Origin of the sequence: Pseudomonas frederiksbergensis, assembly GCF_003732705.1 — a bacterium.
Taxonomy (GTDB): Bacteria; Pseudomonadota; Gammaproteobacteria; order Pseudomonadales; family Pseudomonadaceae; genus Aquipseudomonas; species Aquipseudomonas frederiksbergensis_F.
On record NZ_MOBR01000040.1, the window covers coordinates 83,607 to 108,144 of the forward strand.

General features: G+C 60.7%; 19 protein-coding genes and 3 tRNA genes. All 22 read right to left on the minus strand.

Features of this window, described 5'->3' with window-relative positions; genetic code table 11:
- Window positions 1-11 precede the first annotated feature (11 nt).
- The 22 genes from BK667_RS25625 to purF all read right to left on the minus strand — a co-directional run bounded on the left by BK667_RS25625 (window position 12) and on the right by purF (window position 24,520).
- Window positions 12-641, minus strand: a complete 630-nt coding sequence (locus BK667_RS25625) for an RraA family protein (protein WP_123599284.1) — start codon at window positions 639-641, stop codon at window positions 12-14.
- Window positions 638-1,423, minus strand: a complete 786-nt coding sequence (locus BK667_RS25630; protein ID WP_123599285.1) for an IucA/IucC family C-terminal-domain containing protein — start codon at window positions 1,421-1,423, stop codon at window positions 638-640. Before BK667_RS25630 ends, BK667_RS25625 begins: the two co-directional genes overlap by 4 nt.
- Window positions 1,420-2,211: an ABC transporter ATP-binding protein gene (locus BK667_RS25635; protein WP_054615494.1), complete on the minus strand. Its 792-nt coding sequence runs from the start codon at window positions 2,209-2,211 to the stop codon at window positions 1,420-1,422. The genes BK667_RS25630 and BK667_RS25635 overlap by 4 nt, the downstream gene beginning before the upstream one ends.
- Window positions 2,212-2,223: 12 nt before the next feature.
- On the minus strand, window positions 2,224-3,255 hold the full coding sequence (locus BK667_RS25640) for a FecCD family ABC transporter permease (RefSeq protein ID WP_123512562.1): 1,032 nt from the start codon (window positions 3,253-3,255) through the stop codon (window positions 2,224-2,226).
- Entirely contained in the window at window positions 3,248-4,237 is a 990-nt protein-coding gene (locus BK667_RS25645) for a FecCD family ABC transporter permease (protein ID WP_123599286.1), read from the minus strand. The genes BK667_RS25640 and BK667_RS25645 overlap by 8 nt, the downstream gene beginning before the upstream one ends.
- Complete coding sequence (locus BK667_RS25650; RefSeq protein WP_123599287.1) at window positions 4,234-5,088, minus strand: ABC transporter substrate-binding protein; 855 nt, start codon at window positions 5,086-5,088, stop codon at window positions 4,234-4,236. Before BK667_RS25650 ends, BK667_RS25645 begins: the two co-directional genes overlap by 4 nt.
- Before the next feature lie 49 nt (window positions 5,089-5,137).
- Complete coding sequence (locus BK667_RS25655; RefSeq protein ID WP_123599288.1) at window positions 5,138-6,979, minus strand: IucA/IucC family protein; 1,842 nt, start codon at window positions 6,977-6,979, stop codon at window positions 5,138-5,140.
- 4 nt (window positions 6,980-6,983) lie between these two features.
- The gene (locus tag BK667_RS25660; RefSeq protein ID WP_185058278.1) at window positions 6,984-7,757 is read right to left on the minus strand and encodes an HpcH/HpaI aldolase family protein; all 774 of its coding nucleotides are present in this window, start codon (window positions 7,755-7,757) and stop codon (window positions 6,984-6,986) included.
- A complete protein-coding gene (locus BK667_RS25665) occupies window positions 7,751-9,610 on the minus strand; it encodes an IucA/IucC family protein (RefSeq protein WP_375539187.1) in 1,860 nt (619 codons plus the stop codon). Before BK667_RS25665 ends, BK667_RS25660 begins: the two co-directional genes overlap by 7 nt.
- A gap of 18 nt (window positions 9,611-9,628) precedes the next feature.
- Window positions 9,629-11,044, minus strand: a complete 1,416-nt coding sequence (locus BK667_RS25670) for a DHA2 family efflux MFS transporter permease subunit (RefSeq protein WP_123599479.1) — start codon at window positions 11,042-11,044, stop codon at window positions 9,629-9,631.
- On the minus strand, window positions 11,041-12,243 hold the full coding sequence (locus BK667_RS25675) for a type III PLP-dependent enzyme (RefSeq protein ID WP_123599291.1): 1,203 nt from the start codon (window positions 12,241-12,243) through the stop codon (window positions 11,041-11,043). Before BK667_RS25675 ends, BK667_RS25670 begins: the two co-directional genes overlap by 4 nt.
- The gene (locus tag BK667_RS25680; RefSeq protein ID WP_123599292.1) at window positions 12,236-14,017 is read right to left on the minus strand and encodes an IucA/IucC family protein; all 1,782 of its coding nucleotides are present in this window, start codon (window positions 14,015-14,017) and stop codon (window positions 12,236-12,238) included. Before BK667_RS25680 ends, BK667_RS25675 begins: the two co-directional genes overlap by 8 nt.
- Before the next feature lie 208 nt (window positions 14,018-14,225).
- Entirely contained in the window at window positions 14,226-15,602 is a 1,377-nt protein-coding gene (locus tag BK667_RS25685; RefSeq protein WP_123599293.1) for a diaminobutyrate--2-oxoglutarate transaminase, read from the minus strand.
- Between the two features lie 360 nt (window positions 15,603-15,962).
- Window positions 15,963-18,386, minus strand: coding sequence for a TonB-dependent receptor (locus BK667_RS25690; RefSeq protein ID WP_123599294.1), 2,424 nt, complete (start codon window positions 18,384-18,386; stop codon window positions 15,963-15,965).
- Window positions 18,387-18,453: 67 nt separating this feature from the next.
- A complete protein-coding gene (locus BK667_RS25695) occupies window positions 18,454-19,404 on the minus strand; it encodes a FecR domain-containing protein (protein WP_123599295.1) in 951 nt (316 codons plus the stop codon).
- A complete protein-coding gene (locus BK667_RS25700) occupies window positions 19,401-19,910 on the minus strand; it encodes a sigma-70 family RNA polymerase sigma factor (RefSeq protein ID WP_123512541.1) in 510 nt (169 codons plus the stop codon). The genes BK667_RS25695 and BK667_RS25700 overlap by 4 nt, the downstream gene beginning before the upstream one ends.
- Window positions 19,911-20,291: 381 nt before the next feature.
- Window positions 20,292-20,368: transfer RNA gene (locus BK667_RS25705), tRNA-Asp, on the minus strand.
- A gap of 93 nt (window positions 20,369-20,461) precedes the next feature.
- Window positions 20,462-20,538: transfer RNA gene (locus BK667_RS25710), tRNA-Asp, on the minus strand.
- Between the two features lie 55 nt (window positions 20,539-20,593).
- A tRNA-Val gene (locus tag BK667_RS25715) sits at window positions 20,594-20,669 on the minus strand.
- 185 nt (window positions 20,670-20,854) lie between these two features.
- Window positions 20,855-21,628 carry an SDR family oxidoreductase gene (locus BK667_RS25720; RefSeq protein WP_123512539.1) on the minus strand — a complete coding sequence of 258 codons (774 nt, stop codon included), beginning with the start codon at window positions 21,626-21,628 and terminating at the stop codon, window positions 20,855-20,857.
- Window positions 21,625-22,836 carry an O-succinylhomoserine sulfhydrylase gene (locus tag BK667_RS25725; RefSeq protein ID WP_123599296.1) on the minus strand — a complete coding sequence of 404 codons (1,212 nt, stop codon included), beginning with the start codon at window positions 22,834-22,836 and terminating at the stop codon, window positions 21,625-21,627. Before BK667_RS25725 ends, BK667_RS25720 begins: the two co-directional genes overlap by 4 nt.
- Window positions 22,837-23,014: 178 nt before the next feature.
- Window positions 23,015-24,520, minus strand: a complete 1,506-nt coding sequence (gene purF, locus BK667_RS25730) for an amidophosphoribosyltransferase (protein WP_123512535.1) — start codon at window positions 24,518-24,520, stop codon at window positions 23,015-23,017.
- Window positions 24,521-24,538: the final 18 nt, after the last annotated feature.

Here is a 24,538-nt window from a genome sequence, read left to right on the forward strand (position 1 = left end):
TCCTACAGGTTCTAGGTGAGCCTTAGGGTTGCGAGTCTCTGCAGGAATTCTGCGCGACGGCGTTGGTCGGTTTCTTCCTTGACCATCAATTCGGGCAACAGCTCGGTCGCGCGCGCCGCATCGAGGATATACACGCCGTCATCGTCACCAATGGCCAAATCCCCCGGTTGCACCCGAATCTCGCCAATCTGGACCGGCTGATTCACCTCCCCTCGGGCGCCAATGCCTCGGGTGGTGTAGGCGCTGACGTCGCGGCAAAACACCGGCAACCCATGCAGGCGCAAAGCACTGACATCGGTGACCGCGCCCGACACCACCACCCCAGCCAACCCCTTGATCAACCCGGCCAGGGTCCGCAATTCGCCCCAACAACCGCACTCTTGATCGCCCACACATTCGATCACCAGCACATCCCCCGGCTGACTCAGCAACAGGGCTTCACGCAAAACGCTGCCATCCGGCGGGAAGACTTTGACGGTAACGACGTTGCCGACCATGCGGATGTCATTGAACAGCGGCTTGATCCCGCGCAGGAAGCCTTGGTCGGAGAAGTGGCCGATGGTGGACGACGGGATCGACCGGTATTTTTCGAGCAGCTCCGGGCTGAGGTTTTGCTGGCGAGGGCTGATCAGGTAACTCATCGGCACTTTTTCCCCGGACGCAGCAATGGGCAGGTCGAGCAGTACTCAGCAGGCTCGGTGGCCAGATAGTAGAAGCAACAGGTGCGGCGAAAACGAATGCTGCGTTGCCCGTCGTCCACCAGCGTCGGCGGTCGGCGGAAATGGCTCAGCGGGTTGTAATCGAGGCCGAACAGCGCGGGTTCGGCTTGAGTCATCAGCCATTGGAAATCCGCTTCACAGCGCTCGCGCACCGACGGATCTTCGATTTTCGCCATGCGTTTTTCATACAGCGAATACACGCGCACGGCGGTGTTTTCCCAGAGGATGCGCCGGGAAACACCGGTGATCCGGTTGAAGGTTTGCCACAGCGGTTTAAGCAGATCGGCGAACAGCGCTTGAACGATCGTTTCGCGCCAGGCTTCGCGTTCGCCCGCTTCATACGTCAGCGCAACGGAATGGCTGATCGGCATCGACGACGTCCACAACCCGTCATCATGGCCGTATTCGACCACCGTGTTGTCCAGCGACATCAGCAAGCCTTTGTCATACACCGACATCGCATACAAACACGCGCCCGTGGCCAAAAACGATAAACGCTTGCCCAGCAGTGAGGCGGTGATCGCCCGGGTGGGCGAGCCGATCACCGGGCCCAGTCTGTCCAGCAATTGCTCGCACACCTCTTCCTGCAACAAGTCCCGGGCCACCAGCGAACGCAATGGGTCGCGCTCGGCGCTGTCCTTGAGCCGCAACCCGCCGGACAACACGGCCCACTCTGGCGCCGTGAAATAACCCGCCAGATTCATTGCGGCAATTCCCGGCCAAACGGAATGCACAGCGGCGTCCCGAAGAACGGATCGGGGATGATCCGGCAATTGAGGTCGAACACGGTTTTGACCAACGCCTCGGTCAACACCTCATCGGGCCGGCCCTGGGCGAACGCGGTCTGGTTGTGCACGGCCACCATGTGGTCGGCGTAACGGCAGGCCAGGTTGAGGTCGTGCAGCACCATGATGATGGTTTTGTTTTCCAGCCGATTGAGGTCGCGCAACAGGTCCAGCACTTCGATCTGGTGTGCCAGGTCAAGGAACGTGGTCGGCTCGTCGAGCAGCACGATGCCGGTGTCCTGGGCCAGGGTCATGGCGATCCACGCACGCTGGCGTTGCCCGCCGGACAACGCGTCCACCGGGCGATCCGCCAGGGCCAACAGACTGGTTTGCGCCAGGGCGCGGTTGACCATAGCTTCATCTTCCGCCGACCACTGCTGCATCCAGCTCTGATACGGATAACGCCCCAAAGCGACCAGTTGCCGAACGGTAATCCCCTCCGGCGCGCTCGGGGTCTGGGGCAGGATCGCCAGTTCACGCGCCACCGCCGCCGTAGACTTTTGCTGGATATCTACGCCGTTGAGGATCACTGAACCCTGCTGCGGTTTCAGCAATCGGGCGAAGGATTTGAGCAGCGTGCTTTTGCCGCAGCCGTTACTGCCGATCAATACCGAAATCTTGCCTTGGGGCAGTTGCATGTCCAGCGCGTCAATAATCACCTGGCGCTGATAACTCAGGGTCAGGCCGCGACTTGCAATCGACGTCATACGTTGAATTCCTTAATGACGTTGTTTAATCAACAGATAGAGAAAAAAGGGTGTGCCCAGCACGGCGACAAAAATCCCGGCGGGCAAATCCAGCGGCAAAAACAGCGTGCGCCCGGCGAGGTCGGCCAGCACCACGAGGTTGGCGCCGACCAGCGCGGCCATCACCGCTTGACCACCAAACCCCGGCGCCACCAGGCGCTTGGCAATGTGCGGTGCGATCAGCCCGACAAACGCAATCGCCCCGCCCCAGGCAATCGCCGCACCGGCCAAGGCCACGCTGACCAGCAACAAACCCGCCCGCAGCCACTGCACGCGCACGCCGATGCCCTGGGCGAGGCTGTCATCCAGTTGCTGCACCATCACCTGCCGAGCGAGGAAAACCAGCAGCGGGCAAATGCCCAACAACCATTTACCCAGCGCCAACGGTTCCGGCCAACTGGCACCGTACACGCTGCCGGTCAGCCAGACATAGGCCGACAAGGTAGTGGTCAGCGGACTGAACACTAGAATGAACGTGGTCGCAGCAGTCAACATCGCGGAGATGCCGACACCGATCAACACCAGCCGCAACGGTGAAGTCCCCTGCTTCCACGCCAGCAAATAGATCGCCAATGCCGCCAGGCCCGCGCCGAGCATCGCCGCCAGTGGCAGATATTGCTGACCCAGCGCTACGGAGAAAAACGACAGATACAACACCGCCGCCGCACTCGCACCGCTGGTGATACCCAGCAAGTCCGGCGAAGCCAATGGGTTGCGGATGATGCTTTGCAGGATCAGCCCGGACACCGACAACGCCGCCCCCACCAACGCCGCCAGCAGCAGGCGCGGAAAGCGCAGTTGCTCGACGATAAACGTCAGGCTAGCGTCTTGGTTCGACAGTAATATGCGCAGCACTTCCAGCGGCGAGAGCATGACTTTGCCCAAGGACAGCGAGCCGAGCATGATCAGCGCGGTCACCCCCACGGCGGCGAGCAAGCGCCACAATGTCGCGACATTAATCCGCCGGGAAAACCCGCTGCGACGCCAGGTCAGGACCTTATCCATAACGACCTCCACGCCGCGCCAACAGAATGAAAAACGGTGCGCCGAACAGTGCGGTCATCACGCCCACCGGCACTTCTTGCGGCAGGATCAGCACCCGCGACAACGTATCTGCCAGCAGCAAAACAATCGCGCCGAGCAGCGCACACCCCGGCAGCAACCAGCGATGGTCGATGGACAAGCCCTTGCGCACCATGTGCGGCACCAGCAAACCGATAAACCCGATACTGCCGGCCAACGCCACGGCGCTGCCCGCCAGACATACCACCAGCACGGCCATCATCAAGCGGATCAAACCCGTGCGCTGTCCCAGGCCGGTGGCAATCTCTTCACCCGCGTTCAGCACGTTGACCTGCCCCGCCAGCAACATCGCGCCGAACAACCCGAGCACGCCACACAGCAGCAACGGCGCCGCCACCGACAGGCTACGTTCGGTTAACGAACCCGCGAGCCAGAACAACACCGTGTCCAACCCGTCCTGATTCACCACCAGCAACGCCTGGCTGAACGCCGAAAACAGGGCCGCCATGGCCGCGCCCGCGAGCACGATGCGCAACGGACTGAGGCTGCCCTGCCCCATATTGCCGATCAACCACACCAGACTGCCCGCCACCGCCGCGCCGATAAACGCGCACCACAGCCACGCATCCGGGGACGCCAGGGAGAACAGCGAGGAGCCGAGGATGATAAAAAACGTCGCCCCGGCGTTGATCCCGAACAGACCGGGGGACGCCAGTGGATTGCGCGTCAGGGCCTGCATCAACGCGCCGGCCACTGCGAGGCTCGCGCCGACGGCCATCGCCATCAAAGTCCGCGACAGTCGCGTGGTGGTCACCAATACATGACTGACGCTCAACGGATCGGGATGCACAAACGCGGCGAAAATCTGCGACAACGGAATCCACGTTGCGCCGACCGCCAGGCTTAATACGCAACTCAACAGCAACATAACGCCCGCGCTCCACAGCTTCAACCCGTTGCTCATGAAGCAGTCACCAGACGCGCAACGTCATCGAGCATCAGATTCGCCCCAAGCATGCCGCCCGACAGGCTCCACGCCACACCGTCAACCCGCCACACCTGCCCTTGTTGCGGCGCGCGCATTTGCTGCCACAGCGGGTGCTGCACCAGGCTTTCATAGTTTCGCTGCACTGCCGCTTTCTCCGCGCGCAAGAAGATGAAGAAAATATCGGCATTCACCACCGCCAGGCTTTCCTTGCTGGTGAGTTTGATCGACACCCCGCTCGTCGCCCTGCTCGCTTCACTCCAGTCAAAACCCAACTCACTGATGACCGAGCCCGGAAAACTCTCCGGCAGGTAACTGCGGATATGGTCTTCACGCACATCGAGAATCGACACCGTGGGCGGCCAGCGCCCGGCGAACTTCTGCTGCAATTGCAGGCGCAGTTGCGCTACACGCTGTTGCCAGTGGCCCAGCAACTCATCGGCTTGCTGCTTGCGGTACAGGGCGATGCCCATCAGCGCCAAGGTCTTCTTGAACTCGAACACTTCCTCCAGCATCACCACCGGGGCGATCTGCTTGAGCAACGGGGCGATGCGTTCATGGCGAAAGCGCGAGGCGATGATCACGTCCGGCTTCAGCAGCGCGATGTCCTCAAGACTGGGCTGGGTTTCGAGCCCGACATGGGGCACCTGATCCAGCGCCCAACGCAAATAGTGATAGGTCGGTTTTTCGCTCCAGGAATCAACGATGCCGCACGGCGTAACGCCCAACGCCACGGCGCTGTCGGTGGCCCCTTGAAACAGGGTGATCACCCGCAGCGGCGCGGCGTCGGTTTGCGCCCACGCCGGTATCGAATACCTGAGTGCAAGCATCCCCAAAGACAGGCGCAACAGCGTGCGCCTGGAGGGGTGAGGTTGAAGATCAGTCTTCACGATGCAACCGGTGGAAAGGGTTCACCACCTGGCCTTTGCCAAACGGCATGCTGCCGGGACCGCCCGCGCGCTCGATCATGGGTGTGAGCAGCAACTTCTGCGGCCAGTGGGGTGCTTCGAACAATTGCTGTTTAATCATCGCGCGAGCTTCGGTGTCGAAGTCGATGGTGTCAATCAACTCGTTCAATACTTCGCCCATCGCCGTCCACAAACCGCGTTCCGGCAGCGCGTAAACCAGCGCCAGGGTTTCGATGATTGAGCGGAAGTTGACCTGAATCCCCAGGGTCTGCAGCCAGAACAACAGGTCTTCCGCACGCTCGTGATACAGCGTGTTGGCGTGGCCCTTCTTCAGTCGGTACGCCGGATCGGCCAAACCGTTGCGTTCCAGCCACGGCACGAAGATGCGCAGGGAATCGTGATCGCGCAGCAGCAAGCCCTCGGCATGACCAGCCTTCCACACCAGTACGGCGTTTTGCCCGTGGATCTCGCCGAGCATGCCGATGCGGAACATCCGCAGATTGATGTCGAAGAAGCTGTGAGCCAGCTCGCGGAACAGGGTCGTCACCGACACGGCGTTGGCCGGCAGTTGACGGTAGGCCATCCAGTCATCGAAGAAGTGCTGGTTGCTGCCAGGCAGCGGCGTACCGAGGGCGGCCATGGGGATCAGTCGGGTGTCTTTATCTTCCAGTAACGCAGGCGGATAACCTCGGACCATGGCCGCCAGATGACGCGGCGCTTCGTCGAACAACGTGGCGTCCGGCGGCATGAACGCCCACCACTTGGTTTCATCGCACAGGTGCAGTTTCTGTTGCAGGGTTTCGTCTTTGTCCAAGCCCTGACGCAGCAGCTTTTCACTCAAGCCGCCGTTGATCATTTTCACTGCGGGCAGGTAACGCGAAGCGCCGAGGGAATAGATCGCCATCGGCAACTTCAGGTAATCGGCGCTGTTGAAGCACGGGGTCATGGAGCGCAACGACGAGGTGGCGTAGAAATCACCGTCGGTGAAGTCCAGGCGCTGGCAATCGCCCTTGGCGAAAGCGTCGCCGAGTTGCGCTTGCAGCACGTGGTCGAACTGCCACGGGTGCACCGGCAACGCGATGTGGCTTTCGTAAATGCCCCGCTGCTGCATCTCGTGTTGCAGGCCGGCGTGCAGCGCGAATGGCAACAGGTAATCGGCGGGACGCTGCTGCGTCAGGTCGGTCACGCCGTCACCGCATTGCAGCAACGTGCGGTCGATGGCGACCCAGTTCAACGCCACAGGGCGGGCGAACTCCGCTTGATAGTGCTGATATTCCGCGTCGTTCAAACCCTGCTTGGCCTTGGCCAATGGATGGTAAGGACGATCACGCAGCGATGCCCATTGCTCCATGGTCAGGAAAAAATCGGCGTTGCTCTTTTCCAGCAAGCGCTCGCTGTTGACCCGATGGGCCAGGGACAATTCGGTCTGGCGCACGCTGGTGCGCAGCACATCGAGGAACAGCGCAAAACCCTTTTCATTGTCCTGATAGCGGTCGGTCATCCCGGCCAGCACTTGGGTCATGAAGACTTCTGGGGACAGCGCCGTCAGTTGCTGATCCTGGCGAACCAACACTGGCGTGCCCGGTACTTTCTCCCATTGCTGGGTGATGCCGGGGCGCAGGGCCACGAGGATCGAACCCTGCGGCTCGTTGTGCCATTCCCAGATGCGCTGCTCGGCACTCAACCCGGTAAACGGCTGGTCGGCGGCGGACGCCAGCAGGTTCAGCGGCTCGGTCCCGAAAAAGTGCTCGGCCAGCAAACAATCGACCAGATCCTGCATCACCCTGTCGGCGGCCATTGTGGTGAAGTTCATCGGGTTATTTTCCTTCTGCTGAAGTGGCGGCCAACTTGGCCTGGAGGGCACGAAAAGCGATGCCACGCTCGTCACCCAAAACAAAACTTTTCACGCCGCGAGCCAACCACCGTTCGTGGTCGCCCGGCTGGCGTGGAATCGCGCAGTACGGCACGCCCGCCGCGTTGGCGGCTTGCCAACTGCTGAGCAGCCCGGCTTGCACTTCGGGACGGCCGATCTGCCACGGCAAGCCCATCGATTGCGATAAATCCGCCGCGCCTTCGAGAATCATGTCGAGGCCGGGCACGGCGGCAATCTCTGCCGCGCGGCGCACGCCTTCGGCGCTTTCAATCATCGCCACGACCATGATTTGTTCGTTGGCCAGGCCGATGTATTCCGCCAGGCTGTGTTTGCCGAACGCACCAGGGCGCCCGGCATTCAGGCTGCGACCGCCCTGTGGGTGGTATTTGCAGGCGCGGATGCTCTCGGCCAAAGGCTCGGGGCCTTCGATCATCGGCAGCACAATGCCCTGGGCGCCGCCATCGAGCAGGCGCAGCATGGTTTTCGGGTTGAGGTCGGCCACCCGCACCAGAGGGGTGATGGGGTAGCTCTCGGCGGTGCGGATCATGTTCTCGACGGTTTCCGGATTGATCAGCACGTGTTCCATGTCGATGATCACGAAGTCGAATCCGGCTTCGGCAATCAGTTCGATGGACGCTGGCGACGGAATCGAACTGATCAGCCCATAGGCCGGCGCGCCCGAGGTGAGTTTCTGCTTCAGCAGATTGGTCCTCAGCATGATTGCGGCCGGAAGGCGTGCAGCGGGTTCGGCACCTTTTTGAACCGACGTTCGCCATCGCCCAGCAAACGGCGTTTGGTCAGTTCTTCGACTTCATAGAACGGCGCGAACACATCAAACGACTCATAACGCGGACGGTGTTGCGGGTGCTCGGCCTGATAACCGGTGATGACCTCGGCGGTCATCTGCCAGAACTCGCTTTCTGCCAGTTGATAGTGCTGATGCAGGAAGATCGCCATCTCGGCCAGGGCGATGAAGAAGAACGAATCACAGGAGAAGTCGCGCACTGCATCGACGTCGTCGGTGAGGATGAACGAGTTGCGGTTGAGCTTGGCGTGACTGGCGGGCAGCGGCACCAGGGTCGGGGCCAAGTCGGGGCGGCCGAGGTGTTGCGGTGAATAGCGCACACCGTCGTGGAAGTCTTTCAGGGCAATGCGTTGCGGCCAGCCCTGCTTGACGATGAGGACGATGTTCTGACCGTGGGACTCCATGCCAATGCCTTCGGCGTAGAGCATGTGAATGATCGGCGACACCGCGACCTGCAGCAGTTGACGGGTCCAGGCGTGCAGGCCGTATTGTTTGATCCAGGCGTCGATAAACGGGGTCTGCTCACCGTTGCCGTAACGATTGTCCACCGAGCTCAAACCATTGAACGGCACCGCTTGTTCATCGGCTTCCAGGTATTGGTGAATGCTTTCGCGCCACAGCGTGCCCATGGTGCCGTAGGCCTGGGACATGCGCGTGACGGGCAAATGGTCGTAGTCGAAACTGACGCCAACCACTTCGCCGAGAATCACAAAACCGAGGTCACGGGCGGTGCTGTCGCTGCGGATCAACTGGTGCAGCCAGTCGGTGATGATCGGGCCGTTCATCACCGTGTGCCGCGCCAAAATTCGCGTGCTGGAGGTGTTGGTCATGCTCAGTGCGAGCTTGACGTAAGGCCGTTGTTTGTCCGTGACGTTGGCCAGGGTGCGGATCGATTGCTGTGCTTTGTAGCGATCATCCGTGGTGCCCAAATGGATGATTTCGCCGCTGACCAGTTCTGGATAGAACACCGGAACCACGACGTTTTCCCATTGCCACGGGTGCACCGGCATCAGCCAGTAATCGCCCATCGACTTGCCTTGATCGGTAAGGCTTTCAACCAGTGCCTGCCAGCGCTGAAGACCGAATTCCTGCTGGATAAAATCGTCGTAATTCAAGTGTTGGGAGATGTTCATTGCCCCACAGGATTTGGCCACTGCGAGCCAGACGATGGCGACCGGCGTGGCGAACTCTGGCCCGTAATTGGCGTTGTCTTTCAGCGAAAATCCGATGCGCGATTTGTAGCAAGGGTGATAGCTGTGGGCATCCATGAAGTGCTGCTCCAGCGCATCGACGTCCAGTTGATGGCTTGGCATGGCCGCTTGATAACCCTGGCTGCGTGATTGCAGGTCCTTGAGCAGGGTTTGTTCCAGTTCATGGGTGAAACGTGGCAGGTGCGGGCTGTCTTGAAGATCGCTCAACAGTTCAGCCAAGGCTTGATGCAGGTGCGGTTGGCTTTTTTTGCCGTTGGCGTCCACGCGTTCAAGACTGGAGTAATCGAGGCGGATCAGTTCGAAACTGGCGCTGAGCAAACCGGTGCAGTGGTACTCCACTGGCTGTTGCTGCGCATCGAGGCCGCTGACGACAAAACGGTATTGGCTGCCACTCAGCGGTGAGTGACGGTAAGGCAGCACGTTTTCATACAGCAGGGTTTGCAGCAGTTGCCCGACCACCCGCTGTTCCACTTGTTGATAGCGTTGGGTGTCGGCGGTCGCCAGCCAGACGCCTGGAGCCTGTGGTGTTGCCTGAGATGAGGTCGCCATTGTCATACCTTGTCGATTAAAGAATTAACGATGTTCGAGGGCCGAGGGCATTGCCTCGGCCGGCTCGTCGAGTTCGTGTACGGGAAAACGCCAGGCGCAGGGCAACGCCAGCAAGACCAGAATCCCGGTGGCCATGAACACTTCGCTGATCGCTCCGGGGGTTGCGGCGGAATGAACCTCGGCCCCCAGACGAAACTCCAGCCACAGCGAAGCGATGACGATGGCCAGTGACGACACGAGGCGCCGGGAAATGTTGTTCATCGCCGCGCCTTGGGTGACCATCGGTTCGGGTAATGCATTGAGCCCGGCGGTCGTGATCGGGATGTAGGACAGGCCCAACCCGGCGCCCCGAACCATCATCAGGAAAAACACCACGGCAATAGAAGAGCCGGCCCCGAGCATGCCCAGGCCCAGCGTCGCCGCGCCGGTCATCAGCAACCCCCAGAGCACCACGCCCCGTGGACCGTGCCGATCCAGCCAGCGGCCGCCAAGGTGCCCGAACAGGCTGGCAAACGCCGCCGTGCACAACAGCGACAGACCGGTCCAGATCGCGCTGTAACCCATCACGACTTGCACCAGCAGCGGCAACAACACCAGGCACTCGAACATGCCGACCGACTGCACCACGGCGATAATCACGCTCAAGCGATAACCCCGCAGGGCAAAGATCCGCAGGTTGAGCAGCGGCGAAGTGCGGTTCAGTTCCAGCTTCACGAAAGCGACCAGACAGACGATGGCCGCCAGCAACATGCCGAGGTTGAGCGGATCCGTCAGAGCATCCGCGTGGCGCAGACGCCCCACCGCCACAATCAACAGGCCAATGCCTGCCGCGATCAGCAGGTAGCCCGCCAGGTCAAACGGTTTGCGCTCGGACGCTTCTGACGCCGGCAGCACGGCCACGCCGAGGATCAGCGCGACGATGCCGATCGGCACGTTCATCAAAAACAGCGAACGCCAGCTGAACCACTCCAGCATCAGGCTGCCGCACAACGGCCCCAACGCTGGCGCCAGCATCACCGCCGCCCCCCACATTCCCGTGACCCGACCCCGCTCGCCCTTGGCATACACCGAAAAGATGATCGCCAACGACAACGGGATCATCAGCCCACTGGCGATGCCTTGCACCACGCGAGCGGTAATCACCAGCGCAATGGAGTTGGCGAAAGCGCCCATCAGCGAACCGCAGACAAACAACGCCACGCCCCACAGGTACAGGCGCTTGCGCCCTACCCGTTGGCTGAGAAAACTGGTGAGCGGCATGGTCATGCCCATGCTCACCATGAATGCCGCGACGATCCAGGTCGCCAGCAGCGGCCCGATGTCGAAGGCACTCATGAACGCCGGCAACGCCGGGTTGAGCGAGCTGTTGTTGAGGCTGACGGTCAGCGTGCCCAACAGCACATTGACCACCACCAACCAGCGCGGAGCGGCCACCGTCAAACCCAAGATGCGCCTCCTGCAAAAAGCTGCGGCGGTCGCGGATGGCAAAGGAAATCGGCGTGGGAGATGTTGTAGCCATAGGCCCCGGCCAGCGGCAGCACCAGCATGTCGCCGACCTCGACGCCAGCCAGTGGGCAGTCGCGACTCAGCACATCCTTGGGCGTGCAGAGTTGCCCGACCACGGTCCACTTGCGCTCCACTGCGCCTGGCGTTGCAGGACCTCGGGGCAGATGAATCACCGGGTGATCGTGTCCCTGGGCCACCGGCAAACGGAAGTGGTGAGTGCCGCCACGACAGACCAGGAAGTGCTTGCCGTGACTGGTTTTGCTGTCCAGCACTTCGATGGCGTAGTAACCGCAATAAGCGCTGATGAAGCGACCGGGTTCAAAACGCACAATCGGCGCATCGGCGCACGCCGCCAGGGATTCCCCCAAATGCGCGCACAAGCGTTGCCAATCGAACTGCTCCGCGCCGAGGTAATTCACGCCGATGCCGCCGCCGACATTGAGGTGGGTGATCGTCGCCGGGTTGGCCGACAGCGCCTTCCATTGCGGCCAGCGCTCCAGGTACAGGTCGAGCAGCTGTTCGTGACGCTCCACCAGCGACTGATGGGACATCGCGTGCACGTGAAAGCCCTTGAGCCGCAGGTGGCTGGCGTTATCCACCCAACTCACCGCTTGTGCCAGTTCTGACTCGTCAATCCCGAACGGCGTGGCGGTACCGGCCATTGCCAGTTTGCTCGACAGCGGCGACGGCAGTTCCGGGTTGATGCGCAGCAGCACGTCCTGCACCCGCCCTGCTTCCAGCGCCAGCCGTTGCAGGCGAACGATTTCATTCAGGCTTTCGATGTGAATCGCTTCGACGCCGTGTTGCAGCGCCGAGCGCAGATCGGAATCCAGTTTGCCGGGGCCAGAGAAGATGAAGGGCTTGGGTGTCGGGCAGGCCTGGACGCGATCGATTTCGCCGCCGGAGGAAATCTCAAGCCCGTGCACCAACGGCGCGACGGTGGCGAGGATCTGCGGTTCGCTGTTGGCCTTGATCGCGTAGTAGAGCTCGACGCCTTTGGGCAGCGCGGCCATCACCTGAGTCACGTGTTGTTTCAACGCGTCCAGGTCATAGATGAACAGCGCCAACGGATCTTCCTGCTGCGTTCGGGCTTCGTCGATGGCGGCCAATACCGTGGCAGGCAACTTATCCATGCTGAGCCTCCTTGCCCCACGGGGACACCAATGTGACGTAGCCGGCCTGGCGATCAGCCTTGGCTGCCAGACGCACTTTGAGGTTGGTTTTGCAGGCAATCGGCTGGCCGGCGATCAGTGCATCCAGCTCCGGCGCCGCGCGGGACAGTTCGGCGCGGATGCTGATCAGTTGCTGCTCGACCCGTTGCCACATCAGCGGCGCCAGGTGCGGACGCTCCCAACTCAGGGCCAGCACGGCCTCGGACAAGTTGTTGACGAACAGGCAGTAGACGATGCGATTCCAGCCCTGCTGGCGGGTATACAGCAGCGACTCGCGAACTCGTGGATGCACGTCAGTGTCGATCTTCGACACACCCAGTTCATCGGTCAGTTTCACCCCTTCGAAATCCCGCAGCAGCAGGCGTTGCGGACGCCCGTTGTCGTGCACCAACACACTGTTTTGCAGATGCGGTTCCATGACGATGCCATGGTTGAAGAACAGCGCCAGCACCGGCCGCAGCAACAGCGCTTGATAGTCATCGAACCAGCTCAACAGTTGTTGATCGTCGATGTCGTTGCCGTTGAAACGGGTGAGGAATTCATGCACCAGCGGCCGCAGATGCAGGCCCCGGGCGAACAGCGTGCCGGCCATGATGCTGCAGTCGGTGCCGCTGTCAAGGCAGAAGTTCTCCCGCAGGATCGCTCCGGTCTGCTCGCGGAACCAGTGGCTGTCGGCTTCGCTGGAGCTTTGCGGCGCCCAGCTCAACAGGCCCGGCTCGGCCACTACCGACAACCCGCCGAGGGTCTCGGGTTGGGTCAGTTGCAGGTTGCGGAAAATGCGGTCGATCATCAGCGCGCTTTCCAATTCGTACCAGGCGTTTTTCCTGACGCAATTGGTAATGCGCACGTTCAGCGAACCCTTGATGAAGAACGCGTGGCCTTCGACATACCAGGTTCGGATCGAGGCCGTGGGATTGGCGATAAATCCCGTGGCGCCCAAGTCGACGATGTCTTTGGATTTCAGCAAACGCTGCACCCGGCCGTCCTGCATGAACAACTGCGCCTGCACCGGGTGCATGCAAATCACCGCGTGCCCTGGCCGTGCCTGGGACTGATCGGCAAACCCGGCCAGGACCTGGGCTTTGCTCAGGCCGTTGGCACCTACGTTCAACCCTTCCAACGGCACCTCGAACAAGTGCATCGCCGTACGCGCCTGGAATTCCGGGGCGTAGGTTTCCTGGGCCAGATGCGCCGGCCACAGCCGCGCCTTGGGGGCCGGGTGGTTCGGATGACCAAACCACAAGCCCTGCTCGCTGGCCAGGTAACCGCTGAGCGGGTCGGCGTCCATCGGCGTGTTGTGGCCGACGATGGCGGCGGTCAGCAACTGGCTTTGCAACACTTGATCGAGCAATTCGTCATTGCTGGCGCGGGTCATGTGTTCGCAAGAGGCGAGCAATTGCTCGACGAACTCGGCAAACCCCAGGCACGACCAGTCGCCCTCACCGCGTCGGGCATAAACGTCCGACAGGTAACGGTGACTGCCCAGACCATCGCGACGATCCACCATCACGAAGAACTGCTGCTGGTTGGGCAGCTTGATGGTCAGTGGTATGCCTTTCCATTCCAGGCCTTCGAGGTAACTGCCCGGGGCGATACCTTGCATCTGTGTCGGCCAACTGTAACTGAGGCAGTTTTCCGGCAAGGCAAACTCTTTGATCAAACAATTAAGCAACGCGCACGTCGTCGCCAACTCACTGACCATATTCGGTAAAACATTACGATTTGGATGATTCATGGGTGCTCCACCGTAGCCCGCGAGGCCACTGGACACGTTATATGGCGAAAAAATTAGTTGCTGATCGACCGTTTCAACGGACGACGAAACTCCACGTAACGACTTCACTTCACTGAACCTTTTAAACAATCAGACGTTGATCAAAGTGATTGGCGCCAGCGTCATCAAACTGCAACTTGGCGAGTTGTTAAACACTTCGATTAAACACTCAACGACGCAACTGCGATAAAGCGGCCGCCACGGCGTTATCAAAACGCTGGATCACTTGCTGGCATTGTTCTTCATCAATAATCAATGGCGGCAACAAGCGGATGACATTGCCTTTGCGTCCGCCACGTTCCAGCAACAGTCCCTGTTTAAAACACTGCTGCTGGATGGCCACGGCCAGCGCCGGGTCCATCGGAAAATGCCCGTGGCGATCCGCCGGTTGGCGTTCGTCGACGATCTCGATGCCCAGCATCAAGCCGCGACCGCGCACTTGGCCGAGGGCGGGGTAATGTGCCTGCAACTCGACCAGTCGGTCCTTGAGCCATTGGCCACGGCGTTCGGCCTGAGCGGCGAGGTGTTGTTGTTGCAGCACCTGCAACGTCGCCAGTCCGGCGGCCATCGCCATCTGGTTACCGCGGAAGGTGCCGGCGTGATTGCCGGGCTCCCAGGCGTCGAATTCTCGGCGAATGCCCAGCACCGCCATGGGCAAACCACCACCGAGCGCTTTGGACATGACGATCAGGTCCGGCTCGATTTCGGCATGCTCGAAGGCAAACATCTTGCCGGTGCGACCGAAACCGGTCTGCACTTCGTCGAGGATCAGCAGGATGCCGTGTTTGCGCGTCACTTCGCGGATCGCCCGCAGCCAGCTCGCCGGAGCGCAGTTGACACCGCCCTCGCCTTGCACCGCTTCGAGGATCACCGCCGCTGGCAGCGAAACGCCGCTTTCGACGTCTTCGATGAACTGGGTGAAATAGTGGGTCAGGGCCTCGACGCCGTCCTCACCGCCAATCCCCAGCGGACAACGGTATTCATGGGGGAGCGGCATGAACTGCACGCCCGGCATCAGGCTGGCAATGGCGTTTTTCGGCGCGGTGTTGCCGGTCAGGGCCAGGGCGCCGTGGGTCATGCCATGGTAGGCCCCGGAGAAACTGATGATGTTGTTGCGCCCGGTGTAAGTCTTGGCCAGTTTCAGCGCAGCCTCCACCGCATCCGCCCCGGACGGTCCGCAAAATTGCAGGCAGTAATCGCGGCCCTGGTCCGGCAACAGGCTGAGCAGGGTTTCGCAGAAGGCGTCCTTGACCGGTGTCGTCAGGTCCAGGGTGTGCATCGGCAGGCCTGAGGTGAGGAAGCTGTCGAGGCTGGCCATGACGGCCGGGTGATTGTGCCCCAAGGCCAATGTGCCAGCGCCAGCCAGGCAATCGAGGTACGTATTACCCTCGACGTCCGTAACCCAAACCCCGTGCGCCTTGGCAATTGCCAGTGGCAACTTGCGTGGATAACTGCGTACATTAGATTCGAACTTGCTTTGTCGAGTCAGATAGTCGGCATTGGTTTTTTGCAAAGGATTAGAGTGCAATACGCCATCATTCAACATCGGTGTACCCTCGATAAGTTTCGATATGCAAACTATTCCCATTAAGAATTGGACGCAACTACTGGCTCACACTTTTTTGGAATATTTACATAACTCGATATTCGGCTATTAAAACTGTTCGCGCACGCAACATCACAAGTTATGAAAACTTGAAATACGATCATCAGTGCCATTATCCGGCCATGTTCTTGTTATAAATCTGACAACTTTGTTATCACCTTGGAACAGGTACTAACTTATAGAAAGGTATCGCGATAGATCATCAAGTCAGGGTGGACATGGATGTTTCCTCTGCAGGAATAAACGGATTAAACAACCGACGGCGCCCTTCCCTGTGGCGCAGCGCACGGTTGCATCGATTTAGAAGTCGACAGTTGCCGACAAGAGGTAGGTTCGTGGGGTCGAGAGGGTCAAGCCAGGCTCACTGTCATCCGAAGCCCCGGCGGAACTCCAGTAGCGTTTGTTCGCCACGTTCTCGATGTTGCCACGCAGGGTGACGTTCTTTTCGTCAACCTTGAAGGCGTAGCGAGCGCCGACGTCCATGCGTGTCCAGGCGTCGATTTCCTTGACGTTGGACTGGTCCAGGTATTGCGAGCTGGAATAGATGGCGCGGCTGGTCAGGGTCAGGCCCTGTACGCTGCGCACATCATATTCGGCGCCCAGGTTGACGTTGTACTTTGGCGTGGCCGGCGCGCGGTTGCCGTCGAAGAGGCCGTCGGTGGTCTTTTTCAATTCGCTGTCGATGTACATGACGCCACCGAGCAGGCGGAAACCATCGAGCGGTTCACCGAACATGCTCACTTCCACACCGGTGTTTTCGCGCTTGCCGTTCGGGCCGAAAACTCGGGTCGTGGCGTTGGTTTCATAGGCTGGTTGCTTGATCCGGAACACCGCGGCGGTCACGGCGAACGGACCCGCATCGTACTTGGCGCCGACCTCGACCGAGCGGCTGATGAACGGCGGGAAGATTTCGTCTTCGTTGACTGAGGTCGACGGTGCGATCTTGCCCTGGCTCAAGCCTTCCATGTAGTTGGCATACAGCGACAGCTTGTCAGTGGCTTTGAACAGGATGCCACCCGACGGCGAAACCTTTTCCTCGTCGTAGGCCGTGTTGCCTTTGACGTTATCGGTCCAGTCGTCAACCTTCACCCGCTGCCAGCGGGCGCCGAGGGTCAGCAGCACGCGGTCATCGAAGAAACCCAAGGTGTCGGACAACGCCACGCCAGTGGAGCGATTCTCGGTGTAGACCTTCGAATCCTGTCGCGTGGGATTGTTGGGCGTCGGTGTTTCCACAGGGTTGTAGAGATTGCTGGGGGCGGAGGCATAACGGGCGCCGCCGTTTTCGAAGTCCATGTAGAAGTAGCTGGCCGCCAGGTTGATTTCATGGCTCACCGGACCGGTATGAAACCAGTTGCGTACGCCAAAATTGCCCGTGCGGACATTCTCGTCACGGGTGAAGTCACGGGGCTGAACGCTGAAATCGCCGGCGTCATTGGTGATGGAAACGGCGTGACGGAGAAAGTCATGATTGCTTTTGCGCGCCCCGACACCGCCGTACAGCATGACCGAATCGCTGACATCGAATTCGCCGCTCACCGTGCCGAAAGTGTCCTTGGTCCGCGCCTTGCTCCAAGGCTGCGCGTAGTTGCTGCGCACCTCGCTGGCATGGGGCACCTGCGCGTTGGCGCCGACGATCACGCGCTCCTGCGGCGCATCGGTATCACGCTCTGTGTGCCCGACATCCGTAGAGAGCCGCAGACGTTCACCGCGGAAATCCAGGCCCAGCACGGCCATGTCGCGGTCGACACTCTGGTGATCCCATTCGGTATCGCCGGATTGCTTCACGCCGTTGAAACGAATCCCGAACTTGTCGTCTTCACCAAAGCGCCGGCCGATATCCACGGCACCGCCGATCTGGTTATTGGACGCGTAGTTAGTGGTGAACGAGGTGATCGGCTTGTCGGTGGCGCGCTTGGGCACCACATTGATCCCACCACCGACGCTGCCCCGCGGCGAGATGCCGTTGATGAGCTGGCTCGGGCCTTTGATGATGTCGACGCGGTCAGCCATCTCCATGTCGATCGTATAGGTCGGCAGGACGCCGTAGAGGCCGTTGTAGGAAACATCACTGTTGAACAGGCTGAGCCCGCGAATGGTGAACTGTTCATATCGCCCACCCGCCGGGTTGGTGGCGCGAACAGAAGGATCGCTGGCGACCAGATCACCCAAGGTGCGCGCCTGCTGGTTCTTGACCGCCTCGCTGGTGTAGGTGGTCATGCTGAACGGTGTTTCCATGAAGTCCTTGGAGCCGAGCAAGCCTTGCGAGCCTTTGCGTGCGACCTGGCCACCGGCATACACCTCGCCGTCCGACCCGCCCGTGGCGCCGAGAATCGACGTCGGCGCCAGTTGCAGGCTGCCGCCTTCTGGCGCGGGGGTCAGGATGTAGGCCTGCTCGCCCACCGGTTGCAGTTGCAGACCGGAACCCTGCAACAGCCGGGCAAAGCCCTCCTCGACCGCGAAGTCACCGGAGAGCCCGGGGCTGTTACGACCACTCACCAGCGCCGGGTCCACCGACAGGTTCACCCCGGCCAGCCCGGCGAAACGGGTCAGTGCAGCGCTGAGGCTGCCGGCGGGCACTTGATAGCTGCGCTTATCTGCGTCCGCGGCCCAACCGGCAGTGATAAACAACGGACAGGCACTCAGGCTCAACAACAAACTCAAGTGCAACAACGGGCGCAGCCTGGATGGAGTCAGACGCGTACTGCAAGGCATCACTGCGGGCATTGAGAATCTCTCTGATTTCGTTTTACTTGCCTTGGAAGACAAGCGACGCGAAAAAAAGGGACACGCCTTAAACAATATTTTTGCGCGGCAGCAGCGTTACCCAATAACGCGTACGCGAATGCACCTCCAGCGGCAGGCTGGCCGCTAGCAACGCAAGGATGCGATCAGTGTCTTCCAGACGAAAACTGCCGGTGACGCGCAGGGATTCCAGTTCGGGCTCCCAGCGCAGCACGCCTGGGCGATAGGTGCTGAGTTCGCGCAGGAAATCCCCCAGGGGCTGGTTCTGCGCCATCAGCACACCGTCACGCCAGCCGGGAGCCAGCACGTCGAATGGCTCCACAGCACCGGCACCCATTGCCTGAAGGCTGACTTGCTGGCCGCCGCGCAACGAAAAGACAGGGCCGCGCAAAGGTTGCAGCTGCACCGTGCCTTTTAGCACTGACACCTTGCAACCCGTCTGCCCCTGACGAACGCAGACTTCGCTTTGACTGACGACCACTTGCCCGAAGTGCGTTTGGATCGTCAGTGGCGAAGTCCCGGGCACGTTCAACGCTATTTCGCCCTCCACGAGTTTCAGAAGACGCTTCTTCATATCGATATCGACGGCGCTCGCGGTGTTCAACTGCAGCGTGCTGCCATCGGCCAACTGGACTTTCTTGCCCTCCCCGGTCGCGGTTCGCAGGTCGGCGCGCCAGACATCCAACGGCAACTGCCGACTGATCAGCCAGGCCGTTGGCACCAGCGCCACCGCGCCGACAGCGCGTTTCAGCACCGTGCGCCGACTCGCTTGCGGCCGATCCAGGCTGGCCATCGCGAGGGCTGACGGCAGGTCGGCAAAACGCTGGCGCAACAGCTGGGCTTTCTGCCAGGCCTGCTCGTGACTGCTGTGGCTATCGCGCCAGCTCTGCAGGTTGGCGCGATCGCGCTCATTGGCGCTGCCGGATTCCATGAGCGCCAGCCACTGCGCGGCGGCCCGCACAACCTGGCGGGCTTCGGCTGACGGTGGCGAACCGATCACAGCTCCACCAGAAGGCAATGTTCGTAGGCTTGAGCCATGTAGCGCTTGATCGTGCGTTCCGAGACTTGCAGGCGCTCGGCGATCTCTTGATAGCCCAAGCCTTCCAGCTGACTCCAGAGAAACGCCCGTCGCACCGGGCTCGGCAAGCCATCGAGCAATTCGTCCAGGGCTTGCAGGGTTTCCAACAGGATCCAGCGCTGCTCGGGGGACGGCACGCAGTCCTCAGGCAGCAGCGTTAATGCAGTGAGGTAGGCTTGCTCCAGGCTGCGGCGTTTGTAGAAGTTGGTCAGCAGGCGCTTGCCCACGGTTGCCAGATAGGCCCGGGGTTCTTGCAGGTCAGCGATGCGCTGGGAGCTGGCGAGTAAACGTACGAACGTGTCCTGACTCAGGTCCGCCGCATCACTGCCATTGCTCATGCGTCGTCTCAACCAACATTCGAGCCAGCCCCGGTGGTCGCGGTACAGGTCGTGGAAGGTTTGCCCCGTCGGCATCGCTGCATCACTCATCTAATGGAACCCTGCGCGAAGAAATATTTTAAATGCGACTCATTCTAATTAGTGATGGGACTTCAAATAAAGCGCTTTGTGCGGTTTGCACCCAGTAAATACTTGAATAAATGACTGACAGAGGGGGATTTCGGCGCGTAAGCACCGGTTAATCAGGGCTGCGGGGAATTGAGGGGAATTATCACGAAACGTCAGAATTCATTGCGGATCCGCGCTGGGTCGGCGGAGGCGAATTCCTGGAGGCCAGGAAAAAGCAAAGAAAAGCCAAATCGCAGACACAAAAAACCCCGGTCTTTCGACCAGGGTCTTTGCTATCGACTCGAAGTCAGCCAGCGGCTTTCTTCGTAGCTCCAAGGCGTTCAGTGGGCCTTGAGGCAGATATGGCGCAGCGGACGGGACTCGAACCCGCGACCCCCGGCGTGACAGGCCGGTATTCTAACCGACTGAACTACCGCTGCGTATCGCTTTGAGCTTTCGCTCAAGTAACTCGTTTGACTGAAAGCTTCGAGGCTTTCAATCTCGAACCAGGTTAAAAACCTGCTTCGCAAATATGGCGCAGCGGACGGGACTCGAACCCGCGACCCCCGGCGTGACAGGCCGGTATTCTAACCGACTGAACTACCGCTGCGCGTCGGTGGAGGCTTTTAAAAGCTTCCATCTTGCTTTCGCAAGACTCTCGGAAGTGGTGGGTGATGACGGGATCGAACCGCCGACATTCTGCTTGTAAGGCAGACGCTCTCCCAGCTGAGCTAATCACCCGTTTGCATCTCCGAGGCCGCGAAATTTACGCAGGTAGCGAACCTAAGTCAATAGCAGGATTGAAGTTTTTTCAAAACAGCTTCAAGTCGCAAGCTACAAGCGGCAAGTAAAAGCAGGAATGCGAATTCAGGCCACGCACTGATTCGCTCTTACTTGCCGCTTGCAGCTTGAAACTTGCCAGCTGTCTACGCGTAGACCATCTTCTTGGTCATCCCGCCATCCACCACGAACTCCTGGCCCGTGACGAAGCCGGCGTTCCGGGAAAGCAACCACGCCACCATCGCCGCCACGTCCTCGACCGTCCCTACCCTGCCCGCCGGATGCTGGGCATGATCGGCATCGGTCAACGGTTCGGCACGCCGTGCAGCCGGGTCACGTGCATCGATCCAGCCGGGGCTGACCGCATTCACCCGGATCTCCGGCCCCAGACTGATCGCCAACGCGTGAGTCAGAGCCAACAGGCCGCCCTTGCTCGCCGCATAAGCCTCTGTGTCGGGTTCCGACTGCCCGGCGCGGGTCGAGGCCAGGTTGACGATCGCACCGTTGTGAGCGCGCAGGTACGGCGCACAGTGTTTGGCCAACAACATCGGCCCACTGAGGTTGACCGCCAGGACGCGGTTCCAGTAGGCCAGATCAAGACTTTCCAGGGTGATGTTGTGCGGATCGGCCACCGCCGCGTTGCACACCAGTGCATCCAGACGCCCGAATTGCCCAAGCACCTCGGCGACGCCCAGCGCCACCTGCCCTTCGTTGGAGACGTCCATGGCGATGAACCAGGCGTTGTCGCCCAGCACCTTCGCCACTTTCGAACCGCGCACGCGATCCAGGTCCGTCAGCACCACCTGCCAGCCTTCGCTGATCAGCCAGGCCGCAATGCCCAGACCGATGCCACGCGCGGCACCGGTGACCAGCGCCACACGGCCATGGGTGCCCGTACTCGGCGTCGACAACTCGATCACAAGGCCGCCAACCCGCGCGCCAGATCGGCTTGCAGGTCGGCCACGTCTTCCAGGCCGACCGCAATGCGGATCAGGCTGTCACGGATCCCCGCCGCTTCACGCTCTTGCGGCGCCAGACGGCCGTGAGAGGTGGTGCTCGGGTGGGTGATGGTGGTCTTGGTGTCGCCAAGGTTGGCGGTGATGGAAATCAGACGGGTCGCATCGATAAAGCGCCAGGCGCCCTCTTTGCCGCCCTTGACCTCAAAACTCACGACCGCGCCGAAGCCCTTCTGCTGACGCAAGGCCAGTTCGTGCTGCGGATGGCTCTTGAGGCCGGCGTAATGCACCTTCTCGATACCGTCCTGCTGCTCCAGCCACTCGGCCAGTTGCTGGGCGTTGGCACAGTGAGCTTTCATGCGCAGGTTCAGGGTTTCGAGGCCCTTGAGGAAAATCCAGGCGTTGAACGGACTCAGGGTCGGCCCGGCGGTGCGCAGGAAACCGACGATTTCTTTCATCTGTTCGCTGCGACCGGCTACAACGCCGCCCATGCAACGGCCCTGACCGTCGATGAACTTGGTCGCCGAGTGCACGACAATGTCCGCGCCCAGCTTCAGCGGCTGTTGCAACGCCGGGGTGCAGAAGCAGTTGTCGACCACCAGCATCGCGCCTTTGGCGTGAGCGATTTTCGACAGTTCGGCGATGTCCACCAACTCGGCCAGCGGGTTGGATGGCGATTCGACGAACAGCAATTTGGTGTTGGCCTTGATCGCCGCATCCCAGCCGGACAAGTCCGCCAGCGGAACGTAATCGACTTCGATGCCAAAGCGCTTGAAGTACTTTTCGAACAGGCTGATGGTCGAACCGAACACGCTGCGCGAGACCAGCACGTGGTCGCCAGCGCTGCACAGGCTCATCACCACCGCCATGATCGCGGCCATGCCAGTGGCGGTGGCCACCGCTTGCTCGGCGCTTTCCAGCGCGGCGATACGCTCTTCGAACGCACGCACGGTCGGGTTGGTGTAGCGCGAGTAGACGTTGCCCGGCATTTCACCGGAAAAACGCGCCGCCGCGTCGGCGGCGGTACGGAATACGTAGCTGGAAGTGAAGAACATCGGATCACCGTGTTCGCCTTCTGGCGTACGGTGCTGACCGGCGCGTACGGCCAGGGTATCGAACGCTACGCCATCGAGGTCGCTGTCCAGCCGACCGGCATCCCAATCCTGACTCATGCTGTCACTCCTTGCCTTGCTCGGTAGTAGATACAAAACCGGCCTGGAAGGGGACACCCGTTATTGTAGGAGCGAGGCTTGCCCGCAAAGGGGTCGTCACATTCAACATCACTGTTGCCTGTGACACCGCCTTCGCGGGCAAGCCTCGCTCCTACAGATGCAGGCCGGTAGTTGTTACTCAGTTGTTATACAGATCAATGATCGCGCTGACTGCCTGGGTCTTGACCTTGGAGGCATCGTTGCGGGCCTGCTCGATCTTGTTCAGGTAAGCCTCGTCGACGTCGCCGGTCACGTACTGGCCGTCGAACACCGCGCAATCGAACTTCTCGATCTTGATCTTGCCGCCGCCGACCGCTTCGATCAAGTCAGGCAAGTCCTGATAGATCAGCCAGTCAGCGCCGATCAGGTCAGCCACGTCCTGGGTCGAACGGTTGTGGGCGATCAGTTCGTGGGCGCTCGGCATGTCGATGCCGTAGACGTTCGGGTAGCGCACCGCTGGGGCTGCGGAGCAGAAGTAGACATTTTTCGCGCCGGCTTCACGGGCCATCTGGATGATCTGCTTGCACGTGGTGCCGCGAACGATCGAGTCGTCCACCAGCATCACGTTCTTGCCGCGGAATTCCAGTTCGATGGCGTTGAGCTTCTGGCGTACGGATTTTTTCCGTGCAGCCTGGCCCGGCATGATGAAGGTCCGGCCGATGTAGCGGTTCTTCACGAAGCCTTCGCGGAACTTGACGCCCAGGTGGTTCGCCAGCTCCAGGGCCGCGGTGCGGCTGGTATCCGGGATCGGGATAACCACGTCGATGTCGTGCTCTGGACGCTCGCGCAGGATCTTGTCGGCGAGCTTCTCGCCCATGCGCAGACGGGCCTTGTAGACCGACACGCCGTCGATGATCGAATCCGGACGCGCCAGGTAGACGTGTTCGAAGATGCACGGAGTCAGGGACGGGTTGGTCGCGCACTGACGGGTGTGCAGCTTGCCGTCTTCAGTGATGTAGACCGCTTCGCCCGGCGCCAGGTCGCGAATCAGGGTGAAGCCGAGCACGTCTAGGGACACGCTTTCGGAGGCGATCATGTACTCGACGCCTTCGTCGGTGTGACGCTGGCCGAAGACGATCGGGCGGATGCCGTGCGGATCGCGGAAACCGACGATGCCGTAACCGGTGACCATCGCCACGACGGCGTAACCACCGACGCAACGGTTGTGCACGTCAGTCACGGCGGCGAACACGTCTTCTTCGGTTGGTTGCAACTTGCCGCGCTGGGCGAGTTCGTGGGCGAACACGTTGAGCAGCACTTCCGAATCGGAATTGGTGTTGACGTGGCGCAGGTCAGATTCGTAAATCTCCTTGGCCAATTGTTCAACGTTGGTCAGGTTGCCGTTATGCGCCAAGGTGATGCCGTAAGGCGAGTTGACGTAAAACGGTTGGGCTTCGGCCGAAGTCGAGCTGCCCGCGGTCGGGTAACGCACATGGCCAATGCCCATGTGGCCGACCAGGCGTTGCATGTGACGCTGGTGGAACACGTCACGCACAAGACCATTGTCCTTGCGCAGGAATAACCGGCCATCATGGCTGGTAACAATACCGGCAGCGTCCTGGCCGCGGTGCTGGAGCACGGTTAGCGCGTCATACAGCGCCTGATTGACGTTCGACTTACCGACGATACCGACGATGCCACACATGCGACGCAACCCCTACTT